General features: G+C 51.5%; 11 protein-coding genes and 1 pseudogene. 2 read left to right on the top strand and 10 right to left on the bottom strand.

Annotated features, from left to right (window positions below):
* Positions 1-62: 62 nt before the first annotated feature.
* The 4 genes from recD to MCB1EB_RS04175 form a co-directional block, all read right to left on the bottom strand.
* A complete protein-coding gene (recD, locus tag MCB1EB_RS04190; RefSeq protein WP_052393729.1) occupies positions 63-1,814 on the bottom strand; it encodes an exodeoxyribonuclease V subunit alpha in 1,752 nt (583 codons plus the stop codon).
* Entirely contained in the window at positions 1,811-5,581 is a 3,771-nt protein-coding gene (locus MCB1EB_RS04185) for a UvrD-helicase domain-containing protein (protein WP_045365732.1), read from the bottom strand. The genes recD and MCB1EB_RS04185 overlap by 4 nt, the downstream gene beginning before the upstream one ends.
* Before the next feature lie 163 nt (positions 5,582-5,744).
* Positions 5,745-9,239, bottom strand: a complete 3,495-nt coding sequence (gene recC, locus MCB1EB_RS04180; RefSeq protein ID WP_045362754.1) for an exodeoxyribonuclease V subunit gamma — start codon at positions 9,237-9,239, stop codon at positions 5,745-5,747.
* Complete coding sequence (locus tag MCB1EB_RS04175; protein ID WP_026920815.1) at positions 9,232-9,477, bottom strand: ChaB family protein; 246 nt, start codon at positions 9,475-9,477, stop codon at positions 9,232-9,234. The genes recC and MCB1EB_RS04175 overlap by 8 nt, the downstream gene beginning before the upstream one ends.
* Before the next feature lie 105 nt (positions 9,478-9,582).
* On the opposite strand from MCB1EB_RS04175, the gene MCB1EB_RS04170 reads away from it, so the two are divergent.
* A complete protein-coding gene (locus MCB1EB_RS04170; protein WP_045362756.1) occupies positions 9,583-11,811 on the top strand; it encodes an FUSC family protein in 2,229 nt (742 codons plus the stop codon).
* A 30-nt stretch (positions 11,812-11,841) separates the two neighbouring features.
* On the opposite strand, the gene MCB1EB_RS04165 is transcribed toward MCB1EB_RS04170, so the two are convergent.
* From MCB1EB_RS04165 to MCB1EB_RS12510, 3 genes and pseudogenes are all read right to left on the bottom strand, one after another.
* Positions 11,842-12,066 (bottom strand): Rpn/YhgA-type helix-turn-helix domain-containing protein, encoded by a 225-nt coding sequence (locus MCB1EB_RS04165; protein ID WP_126353878.1) that lies wholly within the window; start codon positions 12,064-12,066, stop codon positions 11,842-11,844.
* Positions 12,067-12,099: 33 nt separating this feature from the next.
* Positions 12,100-12,609, bottom strand: a pseudogene (locus tag MCB1EB_RS04160) (Rpn family recombination-promoting nuclease/putative transposase).
* A gap of 457 nt (positions 12,610-13,066) precedes the next feature.
* Entirely contained in the window at positions 13,067-13,675 is a 609-nt protein-coding gene (locus MCB1EB_RS12510) for an ankyrin repeat domain-containing protein (RefSeq protein ID WP_045362762.1), read from the bottom strand.
* Between the two features lie 428 nt (positions 13,676-14,103).
* Here MCB1EB_RS12510 and pepN point away from each other — a divergent pair, with 428 nt between their 5' ends.
* The gene (pepN, locus tag MCB1EB_RS04145; protein WP_045362764.1) at positions 14,104-16,803 is read left to right on the top strand and encodes an aminopeptidase N; all 2,700 of its coding nucleotides are present in this window, start codon (positions 14,104-14,106) and stop codon (positions 16,801-16,803) included.
* Here the strand turns inward: pepN and MCB1EB_RS04140 are convergent.
* The 3 genes from MCB1EB_RS04140 to metE all read right to left on the bottom strand — a co-directional run bounded on the left by MCB1EB_RS04140 (position 16,766) and on the right by metE (position 20,689).
* Complete coding sequence (locus MCB1EB_RS04140) at positions 16,766-17,971, bottom strand: type II toxin-antitoxin system HipA family toxin (protein ID WP_045362765.1); 1,206 nt, start codon at positions 17,969-17,971, stop codon at positions 16,766-16,768. The genes pepN and MCB1EB_RS04140 overlap by 38 nt on opposite strands.
* Positions 17,968-18,294 (bottom strand): helix-turn-helix domain-containing protein, encoded by a 327-nt coding sequence (locus MCB1EB_RS04135; RefSeq protein ID WP_045362766.1) that lies wholly within the window; start codon positions 18,292-18,294, stop codon positions 17,968-17,970. The genes MCB1EB_RS04140 and MCB1EB_RS04135 overlap by 4 nt, the downstream gene beginning before the upstream one ends.
* 82 nt (positions 18,295-18,376) lie before the next feature.
* Entirely contained in the window at positions 18,377-20,689 is a 2,313-nt protein-coding gene (gene metE, locus MCB1EB_RS04130; RefSeq protein WP_045362767.1) for a 5-methyltetrahydropteroyltriglutamate--homocysteine S-methyltransferase, read from the bottom strand.
* Positions 20,690-20,921: the final 232 nt, after the last annotated feature.

The raw sequence follows: 20,921 nt of genomic DNA, 5'->3' as shown, positions 1-20,921 counted from the left end.
GCTCCAGGATATGCAATTCAACTTTTGTTTATCGCTAAAGTGGATACATTAATATAAAGGGTTCAATCTCGTTGCAGCAAAACCGCTTCCTCTAGACGTGCAGACAATCCCGCTGCACGTCTAGTTGGCGTTAAAATGGCTTGCTCAAATACACTGGGACTCCCCAAGATTGCCAAAGTTTGCCGCGCACGCGTGATCGCGGTATAGACTAGCTCACGCGTCAATCCGCTATGAGCCGTAGCAGGTAAGACAAAAGCAAGCTGGTTAAATTCCGAGCCCTGGGCTTTATGCACGGTCAACGCAAACGCCGTTTCATGAGGCGGCAATACCGCCGGAGATACCGCGCGCCAGCCCCCATCTGTGGTTGGAAAGACAACCCGGAATTTATTTCCCGCCGCGGGCAAAGCAATCCCCGTATCGCCATTAAAAAGACCCAGCGCATAATCGTTGCGTGTAATCATAACGGGCCGGCCGGCAAACCATACTGCCCCCTGCGCCACGGTTATATTCGCCATCGCGCAGATACGGGCCGCTAACACCGCATTGAGCGCTTCAATTCCGCGCCGCCCGGCGCGCACAGCACTTAATACTCGGTAGTGGTTTAATGCCTCAAATAGGGCTCCTAGGTCACATTTCGCCTGCGGCTTAGCCAGTCCATGCAATAAATCTTTGAGTGCTGTGGCATAAGGGCCAAAACCCTGCGCCACACAATCCAATGAACGCGCGGTCAACGCCTCGCTGTCATCGTCGATTAATACGGCAGCGGCGCTGCTGGAGCCTAAGCTAAACGGTACATGCGCAGGTGATTCAAGGATTAACGATGCTAATGCCTCGCTTGGCGAGCCAGCGCGAATCGCTAGCGATAACCGTCCGATGGCTGATTCAAGCCCAAAACGATAATTATGCTCGAGTCGACTCACGCAATCGGTCAATGCTTTGCTAACACTAAGCTCAGCAAATACTGCCCCGGCTTCAACTGCCGCGAGCTGATCTTTGTCGCCTAACAAAATCAGCCGACTATGCGAAGCCAGCGCATCGACCAGTTGAGCCGCCAGCGCAACATCAATCATTGATGCCTCATCCACCACGATTACGTCATAGGGCAACGCAGCAGTAGACTGGGCGTTAGGTTGCCGGTTAGCACCAAGCAATCGATGCAAGGTGAACGACTGCTCAGGTAAATGCTGCTTAATCGCTGCGGGGAGATGGCTAGCGCGCTCGCTAAGTGCCGCCAGCATACGCTGGGCGGCTTTGCCCGTAGGCGCAGCCAGCACAATCCGCAGCGCGGAGTTGGTCTCGAGGAGGCTCACCAGTTGACTCACCATTGCCGTTGTCTTACCAGTGCCTGGTCCGCCACTCACTACCGTAAGCCGGCCCGCACTGGCGAGCGCCGCCAGCACGTGTGCAATGCGCCGCTCGTAAGCATAGTAACGCGCCAGATATAGTCGCCCCCCACTATCCAGCACGAGCGGCAGCAATTCAATATCGGCGACTTGGCCGGCGCTGACCAAGCCACTTGAGAACAACCACCGCTGCACAGCAGACGGGGGTTCGCCTAAGCGTTCAGCGAGCGCATCGAGTGCAATGCAAACATGTCCATGCGCATTCGCACGGCTTATTTCAGCCGCCGCCAGCGCCGTGACGCGTGCCGCCTGAGCACTGGCCCCAAGCTGCTGCGCCAACAGCTTGATGCGTTGCGCAAAACCCTCCGCTAACAATTGCACCGCCTCAAGCGGCGCGGGCTCTAAGACAACCGTATCAGCCACCTGATTGGGCTCGCCTAACAGGTCAGGGATTAGCTCAACCGATGTCATGCGCGCTCTCCATGCATCAAACGATCAAGTGCATCAATCACTTCTAATGGCGGTTTATGATGGTGCACACCTGCCGCCTGCCCTTCTGTTTGCCAGTCTGGACGCACCCCTCGTACAAATAAATATGCATACCCGCCATAATGCGTTGCATAGTCATAAGCAGGCTGTTTAATGCGTAAGTAACGATGCACCGCAAGCGAATAGAGAAGCGCCTGCAAATGATAGCCATGGACGCTCATCGCAGCATGCAATGAGGCCTGATTATAGTGTGCCGGGGTAGCGCCTAAATAGTTTGATTTCCAGTCTACGATCCAAAACTGGCCTGCATGCTCAAAGACAAAATCGATCGCGCCCTTTATATAGCCGGTGAGCGCTTTTACTTCAAATGTAACGTCCAGATAACCATGCTTTTTGAGGAGTTCGCGCACCGCGGATAAATCAAGGGCGTCAGCGCTAAAGGTAAATTCTAATTCACGAAAAACCCGCTTTGAATTTACCATAATAAGCTTCAAACCAGGCGTCAGTTCCGTGTTCGCCAAATTGTTTAATAAACCTGTCAACATACTGCGCAATACAGGGGGTTCACCTCCTGCCGGCAGCGGACGCTCCTGCAACACGCGTTCAACCGCGGCAGGCCAACTCGCTGGTTGAGTGAAATCCGTCAGTTCAAATAACCGATGCAGGTACTCGCCTGCGACGATGCCGCGCGGAAAATGCAGAATGTCGTCAGCCCGATAAGCTAGACTAGTATCTGAGGATTCTATCGGCGCCGCAAAACCGGTGTGGCTAAAAAGCGAGCTAAAACTTGCGAAGCGCCAGCTTGCAAACAAGGATCGTTGCCCAACGCGTGCGCGTAAAAGCGCCTGCTGCTTTAGCAGCAAGGGCGCTTGCAAAGGCTGAGTTGGCCTAGGCAAGGGTTCTATCGTAATTAACTCCCGCTGCATAAGTGCTTGCGGATGTATCGCCTCCAGTACGATAGGGGCGAGTTCAGGAGGCGGCTTAGCCAGCGCCTGCCAGCCAGCGAAGATCTCTTCATCCGTGGGTGTTTTGGCCAACCAGCTTGAAAAATCGTAACCCGCTCCCGCCACCAGCCAGTTCAGCATACTTTGCCGGGCTTGCTTAGTCGACCGTTGCGGCCCACTTAAATACGATCCCGCCACTAAATAGCAGCGATAAATTGCGCGTGTCAACGCGACATAGATTAAGCGTACGCGTTCAGCCGCTTGCTCATAGCGCGCAGCTTCCTTGGCTCGCTCTGCGTCAGCTTGCTCGGCGCCATAATGGATAACCGCATGCCCCTGCTCGTCATGGTACTCACACACGCCAGGCAATGCGCCGGAAGGTGCTGTACGGGTTGCGCCATCATGCAAAAATGGACAAAACACAACTGCATATTCCAACCCTTTCGCCTTATGCACCGTCACAATTTGCACCAGATCTCGATCGGATTCGAGCCGAAGCTGGGCTTCATCGCCGCCGCCCCACTCGGCGCGCTGAATGGCAAGCCAGCGCAGCACCGGCTCAATGCCCGGTTGTTTAGCAGCATAAGCTTGCGCCAGTTCCGCCAAGTGGCCTAAATCCGTTAAACGCCGCTCGCCGTCGGATTGCACCGCAAGTCGTTGAGCAATCCGCAAATTACGCAATAGCGTACGCCACATAAAGGCAAAACCCCGTTCATGCCATAACCTGCGGTAATCCACAAAGCGCTCAATCCAGTCCGCCCAGCCCTCACTTTGCGCTGGCTCTAAACCCAAGCTAGGCGCCAGCAACGCCTGCTCATTCGCATCCATTGCATGCAGCACGCGCGCCTCGATGCCAATCCAATCGGTGGCCAGCGCCGCGCGCAAACGACGTAAATCACCCGGTGCATCAATCGCCAGCAGTATATGCTCAAAATGAGCCGCGTCCTGAGTCTCAAACACGGATATTTGCGCGAGCTCAACGCTGCCGATGCCCCACTCGGCCAGCACCTGCTTCATTAAACTTCCTTGCCGGTGGGTTTGTACTAATACGGCGATTTGGCCCGCGCTCAACGGAATCGCGCCGATCTGGGCCGCCGCTTCTGAGCTTGGCGCTGCCGTGCCAATCGCCAGCAGACGCGCAATCTCAGCCGCGCATGCCTGGGCCGCCGCCCGCAGCGCTTGCGGTTTAGTCAATACCGCGTCACCCTGCGGCAGTAACCAAACCCGGCAATCTGCTGCCTTTGCCTCAGTCTCTTGCTGATACGCTGCAGCGGAAACTGGCCTTGACCCTGAGGGTTCAATCAAAGGCGCGCGCGCACGCGGGGATGCATGTACCTGCCGGTACTCAAGCCCAGGCAATACAAAAGCCGCCGCATTCGCACTAAAAAGCCGATTGCCCGCGGCAATTAAAGAGGCACTTGAACGTTGATTTACAGTCAATGTATAACGTGCATACGCTTGTTTACGCGCCATTAGATAGGTGTGCAGATCAGCCGCCCGAAAACTATAAATCGCTTGCTTAGGATCGCCAACCAGAAAAAGGGGACCGTGTGGCGCAAAAATCCGACTTAGAATATCGAATTGCAAGGGATCGGTATCTTGAAATTCATCGATTAGCGCCGCTGCATAACGTTGCCTAAGCGCACCTGCAAGTGCTTGATGTTGCTTGAGCGCAGTATGTAAATGCATCAACAAATCATTAAAGGACATCTGACGTTGCGCGCGTTTTTTCTCGCGTAAAGCACCTTTGGCCCAGTTTAACCAGGTCGCCAACAAGGATAACCAATGCGCACGGTTAATCGCATCAACGGCGCTTAATGCGTTAACGAGTTCATTCGCTAACTCAAAAAATGCATGGTGCGGCACCTCGCAGCCTTTTTTAGTGCGCTTTTCGAGTATGGCAGTGGTGAGGAGCTCAGCTTTTTCGCCTAGCGCAATCAATGGATTGCCCACCGCGAAATAGTGCTCCCAGGCGTCTAAAGCCACAGCGATCGTAGCCGGTTTGTAGGTATTTGCATTCAGTGCTGGTAACGCCTCAGCCAACTGGTGCGCAATCTCACTTTGGTGCATTTGCCATACGCTGCGCGCAGCTTCAAATAAAGCCGCGAGCGGCGGCGGATGCGCTTGATCTATTGGGTCAAGCTGATTTGCGCCAAAGATAAGCCGCGCGAGCGGTTTTTGGGCGTAACGCGCAAATTCTTGAGACAGCGTTGCGGGCGCGGCTCCATGCTCAACCAGCCAGGCAGCAAAATACGGATGAGCGGCAGCAGTAGGCTCAACTTGGGTTCGCCAAAATTCAATGGCGAGTTCTAAACGCGTTGCGGCATCATCCGTTTGTAGCTCGCATTCAAATGGCATGCCAGCGGCAAACGGCGCTTCTTGAAGCGCCCGCTGACAAAATGCATGGACGGTATAAATTGCCGCTTGGTCAAAACCATGCAACGCCGATTCAAGCCGCAGTTTTGCTTGGGCGCGCGTTACCTTAAGCTGTTCTAGCAAAGCCAGGAGGCCAACGATAAAAGGATCATCAACCGCCTCTGCGCTGGCCAATGCATGGACCAGCTCCGCCAAACGAGCGCGAATCCGCTCATGCAATTCTGCCGTCGCTGCTTTAGTAAACGTAACGACAAGAATTTGTTCAACCTTAAGCGCTTTCTCAACTAATAGGCGCACATATAAGGCACAGATATTCCAAGTTTTACCGGTGCCAGCCGAAGCTTCAATCAGACTCACGCCCTCAAGCGGACATTGAAACGGAGCGAATTCGCTATCCGCGCTCTGCTCGAGCTTTTCTATACTGCTCACCGTATTGGCTCCAACCTGCCTGCTCTCAAACGCATTGCTGTCCACTGCCCTGCCGTCTCTCGTACATATGTCCGTTCCAAAACGATTTTAAAATATCCGCGCATTTCCTCAAAAAAATCCGCGCTCGATGCTATCTACTTAAGAAAATTCGAAGGGTTATTTATTATGGGCTGCGCGTCAGCTCAAGATGCTCGAGCAATGGCGCGAACACGGTTTGTGCCAGCGCTCTAAAACGCGCATCTAACATCTGTTCAAGCGGTTCGCCGCGCAGCATAAGTTGAAACCATGCATCCTCCATCTCAGCCAGGCTGTGCGATGCGGTTGGTTGATTGCCGACCCATGTTCTACGCGCAGCTTCCTCTCCCTCATTCATCAAAGCCCAGGCGCTTTTAGGGAAAAAATGCAGGGGTGCACAACGACCCGCGCGATACAGCGCGATTAATTCGTTTAGATACCGGCGCGCATCTTGGACCCGAATTAAAGTAAAGTTAGTGGCGTCGCCTAGCCATACTGTACGCAGCTTAACGCCCTCTGGCGCCAACTCGCATAAAACCAAATGACGCAGCCATGCGCTCAGGTAGTCGCGCGCGTTGGGTCGCCCATGACGGTACAGCAGTAATCCTTCCTGACTGACGTTCTCTAATACACCGGCAAACTGAATCCGCGCGCCGAGAGCCGCCAGCGCCGTGAGCTCGCTGAATATAGGTGGCGCGTCCGGCCATTTTGGCTCCAATTCAAATGTGAATGGATAACTTGCCACGCCCGCCGCGCGGGCCATCCGAATGCGCGCAGCAAGTGCTGCTAGGGCCTTCAATTCGCGCGTCCCCTCAAATACGCCAGTCGCCCCATCCGGCAGCTCAGGACTGGCAAGCGCAATACGGCTGGCGCGTTCAAATAAACTCTTCGGTACGCCCAGAGTTTGATTCGCCTGGCCGTCTTCAGCTTGCGCATCCCCCGCCAACAATCCTGGCAACAAACGTTTCGCCAGCGCATCCCGCCCAGCATATTCAAGTGCAAACGGCGCAAAGTCGGATAGCTCACGCTGCGCGCGGGCCAGCTCAATACCTAACCTATCGCGCAATAACGCCCGCCCAGGATGTTGCCAAAACCGCTCAAAATCATCCAAGAAAATTTCCCGGCTTTCCTCTAGCGGCAACGGCACACTAAAAAACGGCGCCGCGTTATCTTCAACCGAAGACGGATTCGAACGCAGCGCGCTGGCAATCTCAGCGCGCTCTGGGTCATACGTAAACAGCGGACCCTCATGACTTAAATATTCAGCCGCGAAGGCTTGCAACGGATGCTCAATCACCAACCGCGCGCGCGCCGCCGCCATTTCGGTTTGGGTAGCATTCGGCCCAGCCAACGCCTGGCTTAAATAATCCAATAATTCACTGACCACAGCAGCGCTGGGCAGTGGCGTGTTGTCACGAATACTGCGGCCAGTATAGGCAAGCAATAGATAATTACGCGCAGCAAGCACTAGGTCAAGAAACACCGCGCGCTCATCATCGCGCCTTTGGCGGTCTCCTATCTGGCTAAAAGCCGCCATTAAGTCAAATTCGTCAGTGCGCGCCTTACCGGGTAATACGCCATCCCCAACCTCTAAGACGCATACCACACGGTAGGGCAAACCCCGCAAGCTCGTCAGCGCAGAAAATGTCACACCGCCGGTTGGCACCCCTCCCCGCGCGGGTTCATTCAGGACACGCCCAAATGCCATACGTAGTACGGCTGCCGGTATCGCTTGCTGGGTTGCATCGCCGGCTGCGATGACGTCCGTGAGCTCGATAATCATCTCGCGTAGTTCAGCGATTGGCTGCGCTGATTCAGCATCGGTTGCAAAAAAGCGTTCAAGCGCATTCAGCAAAATTGCGCGCCAGGCGGGTGCTGAGTGCGCCCGCTCACATTCATCCGCAAATTCAGCCAAATCATCGATAAAGCGGGACAAAGAACCTAACAGACTAGCTTGAGCACCGCTTAGAGATAACATGGGTAGATACTCTGCTAGCGGCAGCGCCCCGGCCGGCAATGCATAGCCAAGATAAAGACGCATTAGTGCGTCCGCAAAAGTATGACGCTCCGGCGCACTCAAGTTTTCGGGCGCCGTCAAAACCTCATGCGCTGACGCAAGACCACGCCGCGCTAGCGCGCTGGCAAGCCAGAGCCGGATTGTTTCAAAAACGGCGTCACCTCCCCCCTTTTGGCGCTGCGTAGAGGCAGCGGCGGCGTCCATTTGAGTCTGATCCTCAGCGCGAATTGCGTAACGCGCAGCTAATGCGTCGGTGCGTAGCCATTCGATTAAAGCCACCACGCCAATGCTACGGGCAGGTAACTCAAGCATTTCATATAAAACACGCGCAATCGGATTGGTCTGCAAGCGCGGCAATCCGGTGATGCTATAAGGAATATGGCGCTTGCTATCGGTCGCGCCAAACACTGCATCAATCAATGGAGCGGCTGCCGCCAAGTTAGGTAAAACCACTAATACATCGGCTGGGGTCCAAGCCGGATTTGCATCAAATAACGCCAGCAGCCGATCATGCAACACCTCAAGTTGACGCATGAGGCTATGGCACACATGCACTTCGACTCCGGTCTCAGCATCTTTGCCTGTTGCTGGCGGCACCGGCCAGCGCTGCAAATTGAGGATGGCATTTTGCAGTGCCGCTAGCCACGTCGGCGCCTCATTCTCAATATACAGCGCGGTCTCGGTACTGAGCGCGCTGTCACTCAACTCTTGCAGTAAATGCAACTGCGCTTGGGTTTGCTTGCCCCATTCAGCTAACAACAGATTGCCAGTTTCATGATAATCAACCTTATTGTCTAACGCCAAGGCGCTCACTCGGGCCGCATCAACAATGTCATGCCAGTATTCACGGCAAGGGTTCATCAGATATACGCGCACCTCGATCCAGCGCGCAAGTTCACGCAATAGCGCTAAATGCAATGGCGGTATTGCAGGTAAAGCAAAGACCCGCACGCATTTAGGCCAAGCTGCGCGCGCCACCGTCTCTGATTTTAACGTAGCTGCTTCAGTTAAAAAGCGATAGGCAGCAGGCGCAGTCTCGCCTGGCGCCGCAAGCTCAGCAAACAGCAAGCGCCATAATTGGGCTTGCCAAGCCTCATCACTGCGCCAGGCTGCATGGGTGCCGATATCGTTTAACATTGGGCTTGGCGCCGTAATGTGCAGCGCGCTAGGTGAATGCCCAGCATACCAAGCATTAAGCCAGTCCGGGCGATAGGTTAAATATTGCTCAAAGAGTAACGCAACCCGCTGGGCCAATTCATACCGCATGGTAGCGTCAGCCGCCTGCAAATAGGCGCTGAGTCGCGCGTTATGCTGAGCCGGCCAGGTACGCGCGTCCAACCAACGGTAACAATGCCATACCAACTGTTCTGACGCAAAAGGGGAATGCTTGGGAACCTCATATATGCGGCCAAGCTGAGTCCATAGCCACTGCGCCAAGTACGCAAAATCAATATTCATGCATACGCCAAAGCGGGTTGCAATATCCAATTCAAGCCGGCGACGTAGGGCCACGCTTGGCACAATAATCGAGGGGGTAGACCAAGGATCCGGTTGATCCGCGGCCAGATCATCCAGCAAAGCATCCGCTAGCGCTTCATAGCGATTTGAATAAAACAGCTTAAACATCCGATTTTTTCTTCAGCACCCAGTTACCGCTGTGGCTTTCTTTTTGATATACATGTTTAACCGCCGCCCACGCTACCTTGTGCGCAGTTTCCTCTTGCGAGGCGTCATCTCTGCGTGCTTGTTTATCACGGTATTCGTCCCACGCATGATTGAATGCTGCTTTATAAATTTCCTGCGCGTGCTGCGGAAGATGTGCTCGTACTTTCTCAGGTAAATCCTTGATGTCTGTATAAGGCATGGCGCTCTCCAAACAATAAGCTGAATCACAGAATACCACTTTCGCAAAAATACGCTAGACTCTTACCCACCGCCTGATGGAAGCGGGTCTGCTTTTTTATCTCCCATGCGCTACTCAATACAAATTAAAAAGTTTTTATATAGCCAATATTTTTATGGAGGGCTACGCATCGCATTCGGCGTTTCGTTGCCAGCGGTGTTAATGCTTGCGCTGTTTCACGATCGGGCCTTGGGTTTTACGATCGCAACCGGTGCGCTGGGCGTGTGCGCCGTAGATAAACCCGGACCGCTTAAGCATAAACATAACGATATGCTGGCCTGCTCGTTAATTGGTTTTTTAGCGGCCTTCGCTACCGGCGTCGCCACCAGCGCTCCGTTCCCGTTGTGGGTCACGATTGCGCCGTTAAGCTTTGCCCTATCCATGTTAGTCGTTTACGGAGATAAATGGCTACAAATCAGTTTTGCGACGCTCTTTATGATGATTGCCACCCTCGGCAATCATTTCACTGTCTTAGAAGCTTTGATTAATGCCGCCTGGTTGCTGCTTGGCGGGCTTTGGTACACCTATTGGAGTACTTTAGTGAGCCGCTGGCAAGCAGAGCGCATCGAGCAGCAAGCCATCGCCGAAAGCATGTTTGCGACCGCTGAATATTTACGCGCCCGCGCAGATTTCTATAAATTAGAGAATGACCTTGACGAATGCCATCGGCAACTCGTGCTGAAACAAATCACCGCCATCGATAAACATGACGTCGCGCGCGGCATTGTGCTGCGCAATTTGCCGGTCCTGCGCGCCGGACATCTCGATGTACGACGCACAGTGCTGTTTAATCTTTTCATCAATATTGTTGATTTGCATGAAACCGTGGTTGCCGCCCATATGGATTACACTTTAATGCGCACGGTGTTTGCTGAGTCAGATGTGCTGATTTTTTTCCACGATTTTTTGCGCAAAAGCGCCCGCGACCTGGAAAATATTGGACTTGCCGTCTTGCAAAACAGTGCTTCACAGCAACTTGTCACACTCAAAACGGAACTACGCGCCCTTGAGTTTGAAATTGAAGTTAAGCGCAAAAAAGCCTTCCCCGCGCAAGAGCCAGAGGCATATGCGATGCTCGTGGCGGCTTTTCGGCGCGTCTGGAGCGTCTCCAGGTCACTCAATAAAATGCATCGCAATACGCGCAGCGATACGCCTCAGCCCACAACTGAATTACAACTTGATAAAGCCTTACAACATTTTTTGCAGCGCCAGCATGTTCCGCTCCGGCAAATTTTTTCAAATTTTAAAATCGCCTCCCCCAGCTTTAGACATGCGCTACGCCTAAGTATTGCGGTGGCGCTCGGGCTGTGGATCGGCACACTATTACCGCTAACCAATGCTTATTGGATTGCTCTAACCATCGTAATTATTTTGAAACCGGGGTTTTCGCTTACCAAACAACGCAATATGCAACGGTTAATCGGCACAACGATTGGCTGTGCGGCGAGTGTAGCTCTGATTTTGCTAGTCAAATCTCCAATCACACTATTGCTTGTGATGTTCGCATGCATGGTCATGAGCTATAGCCTGCTGCTTTTTAATTATACTGCTAGCGTAGTTTTTACCTCTTCTTACGTCTTGATTTTGTACCACCTACTTGCGCCCGAAGGCATGCGGCTAATTGGCGAACGCGCACTCGATACAGCCATCGGCGGCGGGATTGCACTTGGCGTAAGCCACCTTTTTCCCTACTGGGAATATCGTGTGATGAAACCGCTCGTCAAAGAAATGATTACTTCAATGCGGCAATATTTCGACGCCATCTGCGCGGCTGCCGGAAAAACCGTAGCGGCTAGCGCTTCACCCACCATCAGCCATGACTTCCACTGCCGTTTAGCACGTAAAAACACCCAGATCGCCTTTGCCAATTTAGGGAATGCATTTTCTCGCATGATGTTAGAACCCAAGGCGCAACAAAAATTCGTCGCCGAATTAAATGACTTATTGATCCAAAGTCATACCCTTGCTTCACAAATGACCGCGGCGACACCCATGTTAGCGGCAGACAGCGCTACGGATGAACCTGCGCTAACCCGTGCCCTTAGCGCCATCCGCGAAAACCTGATGCAAGCGGAAGCAGGCACACAGGTAGAAAGCGATTTTGCGCAGATTAGAAAAGAGCTAACACGCAAATTGGATGCAATGGTTATCGCAGCCGAGCAAGCGAATACCGAGTCGAATGAAGCCACGCAAGAATTAAAATTGCTTGCGCTTCAATGCAAACAGATGATCACAGTATCGCAATTAATTTGCAAAGATGCAGGTGCAATCCAATTACCTGTTGCAGCAAATTAAAAAGCGCAAACAGAAAGTCTAACAATTTGATTACTTTAATTCTGAGGTTGCGATTTTCTCATCGGAAAGCCGGGTCACTTGCTTAATAAAATTTAAAGCAACACCCGCTTCCAACATATTTTTCGCAATCGTGAGCGCCATTTGACGCTCACCTTTTTGCGCCCCTTCTTGCAAACCTTTTTGCCGTCCCTCTTCAATTAAATCTTGCGCAGCAGACATAATATCTTCCTGATAGTGTGGTGCGATGTTAAGCATAAATTGGACAAACTCTTCGTCCAAGCCTTGGCCCTATTTTGCAAGATAATATAGTAAAAATTTCCTCTTTTCAATGTCTAGAGAATACCGCTCAAAAAGCTCAAACACCTTAGGCGCGAGATGCGTCAAATCCCAGCTGAATGTATTTTGTGCTAGTTCTAATAAAGCATAACGCTTATGTATCAGCAAAATATCATCTGACAAAGCAGATAATGCAATCAGTTGAACCGGTTTAATTAATGCAAACATTTCTTGTGTAAACCCATGATCTCGGAGACACGCCAAAAAACTCAGAGGGCCTCGGTAAGGACTCGTATCTTGATAAAAAAGTAGTGACAAGACAACGGGCAAGAGAATGTGGCCCTGATTAAGGTGCTATTTCATGTTGGCGCTTTGGTAGCGCCATAGCTTAAAAGGAGTCAGCCTGCCAGCAACGCTTTCATGCTCAAGCAAAATATAGGCTGCGCCTTGCCCTTTCAGCACACGAATTGAATAAACGATGCCGCAATAATGCTGGCTTAAATCAACCTCGACAAAGGCCACCGAAGCAAAGATTTATCTGACGACGCCCCTTACTTTGCCTAACTTAACTCAGTCAAGGTGAGCTAAATGCATCGCATACGGTACGAAAGCAACTGGAGTATATAAGTCTTACGGTGACAAAGCATTATGTACGTAACCGCCGATATGAGAAAACGATAAAGCCGCCAATAAGGGAAAGTCAACTTTTTATGCAGCTGGGAAAACTCTGCATAACCCCACTACAATAGCGATTTTGAATGAAGCATCAGATACATTGTTTGACACGCTTACTAAGTTAAGTGAGTTATCTAATTTCACCTTAAAAAACCCCGAAATTTGCTTGCAAAAAAGTGGGGGGATGTGCGTACCGGGTACAAATAAAGTATTGAAAAATGGCACAGTGCTTTTGTTTTTTTATATAAAATTAACTCACGCCATTAAATTTTTTAGTGCATTAACGGAATTAGTCTTCAAAATTTCAGTTATTATTTCCTCTATAAAAGTCTTTTTCTCCGGTAACGTGCGGCTCGTAGATTGCTTGCATATCAATTAAGCGGTTATCGTAATCAGGGGAAAGGTCATCATCGTTTGAGCGACTATTGTTAGGCCTATAAATTGGCAGTTGCATTTCAGTAAATGCCTCTGGATTGGCTCTTACTACGGCGGTTAGCAAACTAGGAAATGTACCGTTCATATGTGCTAGAACTTCAGAGCTTGTACCCCTTATATCAGCAATAGTCGAATCTGCATGATGTTCAGTTATTAATAGCGCGGCCATCTCCGTATTTCGGGTTCGGATGGCGACATGTAAAGCCGTATTCCAATTTACTCTACTCCTAAGATTTGGGTTGGCCCCGTTTGCTAATAGTTGCCTGGCACGGTCGTTCTCCCCATTCCTTAGTGCTTTGCGTAATGCTCGGCTTTTTAGCACCTCGCCGGGTTTGAAAGCGTCTGTTAGCGTGCTCAATCCATTCTGTACCAATCTTCTGACATTTGTCCAACGTGAGGGAGTCTCTATCGTATTTTCTTGAGAGCCGCGTCCAGATGCAGGGAGGCTTGAAGAACGGGGGGGAAAATTAACTGGCATAAATTTGCTCTTAATGCATCAATCGTGCTTATTCTGCTTATAAATTTATATAAAGTGCCCTCAATATATGAAAAGTTGATCATAAATTTTCTGGCGCAGCGAAAGATATGAGCGCTAGGCGAATATATAGGGAGGGTTGCCGAGTAGGAGAAATTTGATTGAGATGGTCAGGATACCGACACACACCAGGGCAAAATGTGCGGCGAGCAAACACCTATTCAAACTTTAATTTAGGGAAAAAGCATCGCCAGATAAAATTTCGATATTGAAAAGCTGAATTTGAACTGACAACTTCTTCTCGTCAAATCGAAGGGCTGCCAGATTGGATCGGGACTAGTACCACCTCATTGATTTATAGTGTATCCAACCGCCAGGCTTTTGTACAATCATGAGCCAACCCACTTTTTGCTAAGCTCACTTCAACAACCATGCCAAATCTCGCCGCCGCCAACACCATCTATCGCACTGACTACACTTCACCGCCCTTTTTGATCGATACGATCGAATTGGATTTTGAACTGGAGCCTCAACGCACAACTGTCATCAACAAGATGCAAGTGCGCCGCAATCCAGAGGCCAAATATAGCCCTAAATTTCAATTGGACGGCGAGGTGCTGCAACTCATCAGCCTTCATTTAGATGGCATGCCTTATAAAAATGTGCAAATAGATGAGACTGGGCTCACCCTTTACGAGGTTCCTGACGCGTTTGAGCTCACCATCACGAGTGCTTGCGAACCGGCCAACAATACATCACTGATGGGCTTATACTTATCGAACGGCCATTTTTTTACTCAATGCGAGGCGCAAGGGTTCCGAAAAATCACTTATTTCCTTGACCGTCCAGATGTGATGGCGCGTTATACCGTCACTTTGCGCGCCAATAAAACGGCTTATCCTATCTTGTTATCCAATGGCAATTTAATTGAGTCGGGTGACCTAGCTGACGGCAAACATTATGCAAAATGGCACGACCCGTTTGCTAAACCGAGCTATTTATTCGCGCTCGTTGCCGCGCAATTAGTGGCGCTTGAAGAGCGCATCACAACCCGCTCAGGCGCTCAGAAGCTGCTGCAAGTTTGGGTCGAAGCGCATGACCTTGATAAAACCCGCCATGCGATGGATTCCCTCATACATGCGATTCAATGGGATGAGGCGCGCTTTGGCCTGGAGCTTGATCTTGAACGATTTATGCTGGTTGCGGTAAGCGACTTCAATATGGGGGCGATGGAAAACAAAGGGCTGAATATTTTCAATACTCAATACGTATTGGCGAACCCTCAAACAGCGACGGATATAGATTACACGAATATCGAGGCGGTTGTGGGCCACGAATATTTTCATAATTGGACGGGTAACCGCGTAACTTGCCGTGATTGGTTCCAACTCAGCTTAAAAGAAGGGCTTACGGTCTTTCGTGATCAAGAGTTCTCCGCGGATATGGCGGCGGCAGATGCAGTCAATGCCGCCGCTGCGCGCGCCAATCAACGCATCGAGAACGTGCGTATTTTGCAGCAAACGCAATTTACAGAGGATGCAGGCCCTATGGCACATCCTGTGCGTCCAGAAAGTTACGTTGAAATCAATAATTTTTATACGGCTACAGTCTATGAGAAAGGGGCCGAAGTTGTCCGTATGTATCAAACACTTCTCGGACGCGAGGGTTTTCGTCAGGGCATGGATTTGTACTTTCAGCGCCATGATGGACAGGCAGTAACCTGCGATGATTTTCGCCAAGCAATGGCCGACGCTAATCAGCGCGATCTGACGCAATTTGAAGGTTGGTATAGTCAGCTTGGCACGCCTTATGTCTCAGTGCGGACCCGCTATGACGAAGCCGCACAAACTTATGCCGTCACGCTCGCCCAGCACCATAAACCTGCGCCGAATGCGCTTCAAGTAGTCCGCGCGCCACTCCTGATTCCATTCGCGCTTGGGCTAGTTGATACAAATGGGCAAGATCTTGCCTTACAACTTGATAACGAAAACGCGCCAGGCGCTGCAACGCGCATGCTTGAATTGAGCGCGGCTGAACAAACCTTTTGCTTTATCAATGTGCGCCGCCGCCCTGTGCCCTCGCTGCTGCGCGATTTTTCTGCGCCCGTGATTGTTGAATATGATTACACTGATGATGAATTGATTTTTTTACTGGCGCATGACAGCGATCCGTTTAATCGCTGGGCGGCTGGCCAACAGCTTGCAACCCGCACTTTGCTGACGCATGCGCGCCAAGCCGAGAATACTCAGCTCAACACGCATGAGACTAACCCTGCGCTTATCGAAGCCTTTGGCAGTGTCTTGCGCAACCCCACCTTGACGCCGGCCTTTCGAGCGCAAGTGCTGACCCTACCGACTGAAGCCTACCTAGCCGAGCACATGGACGAAGCAAACCCAGCGGCAGTTCATGCTGCACGACAAAACCTGCGCGTCCAGCTCGCCAACGCCCTCAGTGACGACTGGTTTGCCATTTATGCGCAACACCAAACCCCTGGCCCGTACCAGCCCACTCCTGCCGCGATGGGACAGCGCGCTTTAAAAAACTTAGCGCTGAGCTATTTAACCGATAGCGAGCATACCGAGCGCACACTCCATCTAGCGCAAACGCAGTACGATACGGCCAATAATATGAGCGATCGTGGCGCTGCACTCAGCGCTCTTATCCACCTAGGCGGCGAACTTGCGCAGGCGGCGCTGACTGATTTTTATCAACGTTTTGAAAACGAGCCGCTGGCGATTGATAAGTGGTTTGCATTCCAGGCCAGGCAAACCCGCGCCGAAATGGATGTTATCAATGTGGTGCGCACTTTGCTGCGCCACCCTGCATTTACCTCAAAAAACCCAAACCGGGTGCGCGCACTGATTTTTAGTTTTATCAGCGGCAATCCCGCGCAATTTCATGCGCCACACGGCGCAGGCTATACGCTCTGGGCTGAACAGGTGCTTGCGCTAGATACCCTTAACCCGCAACTTGCGGCACGCCTAGCGCGCCTACTTGAACGCTGGCGTAAATTTATCCCACCCTTGCGTGAGCAAATGCATAAGGCGCTTGAAACCGTGCTGGCTTCGGCACAATCAAAAGACGTGCGCGAAATCATTCACAAAGCGCTGCTATCTGCTCCGCAAGAATGAAACGCTGACACAGCTCAATCTGGTTTTCCGGTACATGATAGCGAGCAAAAACTTGTGGCCAGCACGCTAACTTAGCCGCTAACTGTTTAAGCGCCGCGCTGGCTTCAGCCGGCGTGAGCATAAAGCGGCCGCAATCCGCCATTAAATTAGAAAGCGTGGGTTCATGGCTGCCTGCGCCAACGATTAACTGCTGATACCTCACTGCTTGCAACTGAGGCTGAAGATCGTACGCTGGCGCAAGCGACCAATGCCCATCTTGGTACAAAAAGGCATGATTTTTTTCATGGTCATCCGTGTTTTCCATGAACACATTAAAAGCCATTCTAAGAAAAATCTGCAAGCAATCCGCTTGGGGGCGAACTGAAAACCGACGCGCTACTTCAGCTATATCGGCATATGCCATTTGTCCTTCTTTAATGCCTTGCGCTAATAGCAAAGTACGCGCACTCGCAAAGTGATAACGACTGCCATCACTGGCCCGGTCAAAACGCTCCACTAATAAAACGTTCTTGCCATTAACGGAAATGAGTTTTGCCGCTGGTACTGCAATCCCGCAGCCAGCGGCTAGCTGCAACGAAGCATATTCAAGCGCGCACACATCGCATTCATCTCCATTTGCTGGGAACTTAGCTAACCACTTTCTTCCCCCTTCTTGCAAAATGGCTTTGGGACGAGCGCCACCGGCACTTGCGCCAGGCTGTAAGAGTTGGCGTAAGTGCGCACTCAATGGCAACTGACACTCAACCGCATATGCAGCTTGCAATAACTCAGCCAGATCAGCACACCCCCAAACCTGCTGCTGACTAACTTGGTATACCGCCTCTGACTGCGAAAAGCCAAGCGCACCAATTCGGTCCTCGCCCGCCAGCGCCAGATAATCTATCGGTGAGCGCCGCTGTGGCTGAAAAATTTTTTCAATAATTTGACGGCCCCAACGATCTGGACCTGCATCCTCAAAAATTGGATGCAAATCCTGCCCCGCAGAAGGCTCTAGCCAACCCCGCCGTAATGGCAAATCGGGCGCCAGCGCAAACGCATTCGATCTAGCTAAATAAGCGGGCAGGTACTGAAACAAACAGCGACGTCCACCCAGCAATTCCAGTTCACCGCACGGTATCGGAGTGCGCGCGCCCGCAGCGTATAGCCAGACAAAGAGTTGATTATTCATCGCAGATTTCGCGTAGCTTTAGGGTCTAATCTACGCAACTCAAGCAATAAAGCTGTTTCATCATTAAATGGATCAGCAATTTCACTCAGAAAGGCAAGTCGCCCAATCAGCCATAGCGCCATTGCGTAAATTGCGATAGAAACGCTTGGGTCACCTTGCTCCATTTTGCGCAAGGTTGGGATTGACACCTGCATTCTCTCGGCAAACGAAGCCAGCGTCTCTTTACGACGTTTGCGCGCGACACGCAAATTTTGGCCCAATTCACTCAGACTGCGTGCAACCGGCGCAGGAAGCATGGAAGAAGCGGTAGATCGTCTAGACATGAAACAATAGTTACTTTTTTTTTAAGAAAAAGCAACTATTGTTTATTTAATGAGCCAATCAACGACTGGCTCGTCAGTACGCCTACGCCGCGCGCGCCAAAGCGCCGCGCACCTGCTGCGCCGCCTTCACCATGCGCGTTAAAGCCTCGTCCACCTGCGTCCAATCACGCGTTTTCAGCCCACAATCCGGATTCACCCATAAGCGCTCAGCAGGAATATGCTCAAGCGCAAGCTGAATTAACCTGGCCATTTCCTCACTCGTGGGCACACGCGGCGAATGAATATCATAAACGCCTGGCCCAATCTCATTCGGATAAGCAAAAGCTGCAAACGAGGTTAATAACTCCATATTTGAACGAGTGGTCTCAATCGACAATACATCTGCATCCAACGCAGCAATCGCCGGCAAAATATCGCCAAATTCTGAATAACACATATGCGTATGGATTTGCGTATGATTGGCGACACCGCTAGAGGCCACCTTAAAGGCCTGGATCGCCCAGGCCAGATAGGTGGCGTGATCATCCACTTTTAACGGTAGCCCTTCGCGTAACGCCGGCTCATCGATTTGAATCATGCCAATACCCGCTTCTTCGAGCGCACAGACTTCATCGCGCAAAGCCAGCGCAATCTGTAAAGCTGTGGTTGCTCGGGGTTGGTCATCCCGCACAAACGCCCATTGCAACATCGTCACCGGCCCAGTCAACATGCCTTTGACAGGCTTATCTGTTTGCTGCTGCGCATAGGTGGTCCACCCTACCGTCATTGGCTCAGGAGCATATACATCGCCATAGATCAGCGGCGGCTTCACGCAACGCGAGCCATAGCTTTGCACCCAACCATGGGTTGTGATTGCGAATCCGGCGAGCAGTTCACCAAAATACTCAACCATATCATTGCGCTCCGCTTCACCGTGCACCAGTACATCTAGACCATATTCGTTTTGCCGCGCAAGCGCATCTCGAATATGCGCGCGCATCGCTTCTAGATAGGCTAAATGACCAATCCGACCTTGCTTAAAATCGGCGCGCGCCTGCCGAATTTCGGGTGTCTGAGGAAACGAGCCAATCGTAGTTGTAGGCAAGAGTGGCAATTTAAAGCGCTCACGTTGCAACCACGCGCGTTGCTCGTAGGGCGCATTGCGCTGTGCATCGCCTTCAGTCAATTCAGCCAGACGCCGCGCCACAAAGGCATGGTGGATGCGCGTGGAGGTACGACGCGTGGAGCAAGCTTGAGCGGCAGCATCAAATACCTTAGACACCTTGTGCCGGCCTGCAACTAAAGCGCAGCGTAAAGCCACAATCTCATCGAGCTTTTGCGTTGCAAATGCAAGCCAACTGCGCAATTCAGGATCGAGCGCGGCGGGCGCGGACCGAGTATTTTCTAATTCACTCTGCAGATCGACCGGCACATGCAACAAGGAGCAACTTGACGCCACCCATAAACGATCTCCTAATCTAGAGTGGGCTTTTTGTAGATGAGTCAAAGATGCATCCAGATCATGCCGCCAAACATTGCGGCCATCAACCATACCGGCAGACAGAATTTTATCTTCCGGCCAGTCTTCTATAAACGCTTCAAGTTGCTCCGGCGCACGCGCCAGATCCAAATGTAAACCCGCCACCGGAAGCGCTTTCAGCAACGCCATATGTTCTGTAACTGCACCAAAATATGTCGTTAGCAGCAATTGGGGCGCAACCAGCGCAAGTTGCTCATAAGTTGAGTGCGCCACGGCGCGCCACGCATGAGGTAAATCCAAGGCAAAAATCGGCTCATCAAGCTGCACCCAGTCCACCCCTGCTGCGCGTAGCTTAGCCAGCAGTTGACAATATACCGGCAATAAACGCGGGAGCAAGGTGAGCCGATCTTGTAGGCCATCCCGCTCCTTGCCCAGCCATAACAGCGTCAGTGGACCAAGCAACACTGGCTTGGCACGGTGCCCCGCCGCCTGTGCTTCAGTCAGTGCATCAAACAACCCAGTCACACCCGCGCCAAACTGTGTATCAGGCGTATATTCCGGTACGATATAATGATAATTAGTATCAAACCACTTGGTCATTTCCATCGCCGGCTGCGTAGCATGGCCGCGGGCCATCTGAAAATATTGTGCCAACGTAAGAGTCTGCGCATCAAACCCAAAGCGCGCCGGCACAGCCCCCACATGTGCCAGTGTGTCTAATACGTGGTCATACCCAGCAAAATCACCCACCGTCACATAATCTAAGCCAGCATCACGCTGCAAGGCCCAATGCCGAGCGCGCAATGTGCGCGCAACCTGATGCAAGGCCGCTTCATCCTCCGGAGTCTGAGCGCTGCGCCAAAAATCTTCTAACGCAAATTTCCATTCGCGGCGCGCACCGATGCGGGGAAATCCTAAAATATGAGCAACTGACATGAAATTCTCCTAGGGCAGATAAAAAAGCTGCCACAAAACTTCTGCATGCTCACCAGATGACGCCTAAAATCTTTATTGATCGTAAAGACAGATTTTTATGCGTCAATTTTCCCCGCCCGGCGCCCGCTTATACGGTTTTGCCACAGCCTTGAATATGATGAAGATTGTCGACGATCTGAATCTATTAATAAAACGAATTTTTTTAATAATTAACTTTAATTTATTTCATATA

It is taken from the genome of Mycoavidus cysteinexigens, from assembly GCF_003966915.1.
Lineage (GTDB): Bacteria > Pseudomonadota > Gammaproteobacteria > Burkholderiales > Burkholderiaceae > Mycoavidus > Mycoavidus cysteinexigens.
The sequence above is the reverse complement of the archived record's forward strand: the minus strand, read 5'-3'. Positions and strand labels throughout refer to the sequence as shown.

Excerpts from the sequence above, each read along its gene's own strand:
- recD (WP_052393729.1), bottom strand. The coding sequence starts at position 1,814 with ATGACATCGGTTGAGCTAATCCCTGACCTGTTAGGCGAGCCCAATCAG.
- recC (WP_045362754.1), bottom strand. The coding sequence starts at position 9,239 with ATGTTTAAGCTGTTTTATTCAAATCGCTATGAAGCGCTAGCGGATGCT.
- MCB1EB_RS04175 (WP_026920815.1), bottom strand. The coding sequence starts at position 9,477 with ATGCCTTATACAGACATCAAGGATTTACCTGAGAAAGTACGAGCACAT.
- MCB1EB_RS04170 (WP_045362756.1), top strand. The coding sequence starts at position 9,583 with ATGCGCTACTCAATACAAATTAAAAAGTTTTTATATAGCCAATATTTT.
- MCB1EB_RS04165 (WP_126353878.1), bottom strand. The coding sequence starts at position 12,066 with ATGCTTAACATCGCACCACACTATCAGGAAGATATTATGTCTGCTGCG.
- MCB1EB_RS12510 (WP_045362762.1), bottom strand. The coding sequence starts at position 13,675 with ATGCCAGTTAATTTTCCCCCCCGTTCTTCAAGCCTCCCTGCATCTGGA.
- pepN (WP_045362764.1), top strand. The coding sequence starts at position 14,104 with ATGCCAAATCTCGCCGCCGCCAACACCATCTATCGCACTGACTACACT.
- MCB1EB_RS04140 (WP_045362765.1), bottom strand. The coding sequence starts at position 17,971 with ATGAATAATCAACTCTTTGTCTGGCTATACGCTGCGGGCGCGCGCACT.
- MCB1EB_RS04135 (WP_045362766.1), bottom strand. The coding sequence starts at position 18,294 with ATGTCTAGACGATCTACCGCTTCTTCCATGCTTCCTGCGCCGGTTGCA.
- metE (WP_045362767.1), bottom strand. The coding sequence starts at position 20,689 with ATGTCAGTTGCTCATATTTTAGGATTTCCCCGCATCGGTGCGCGCCGC.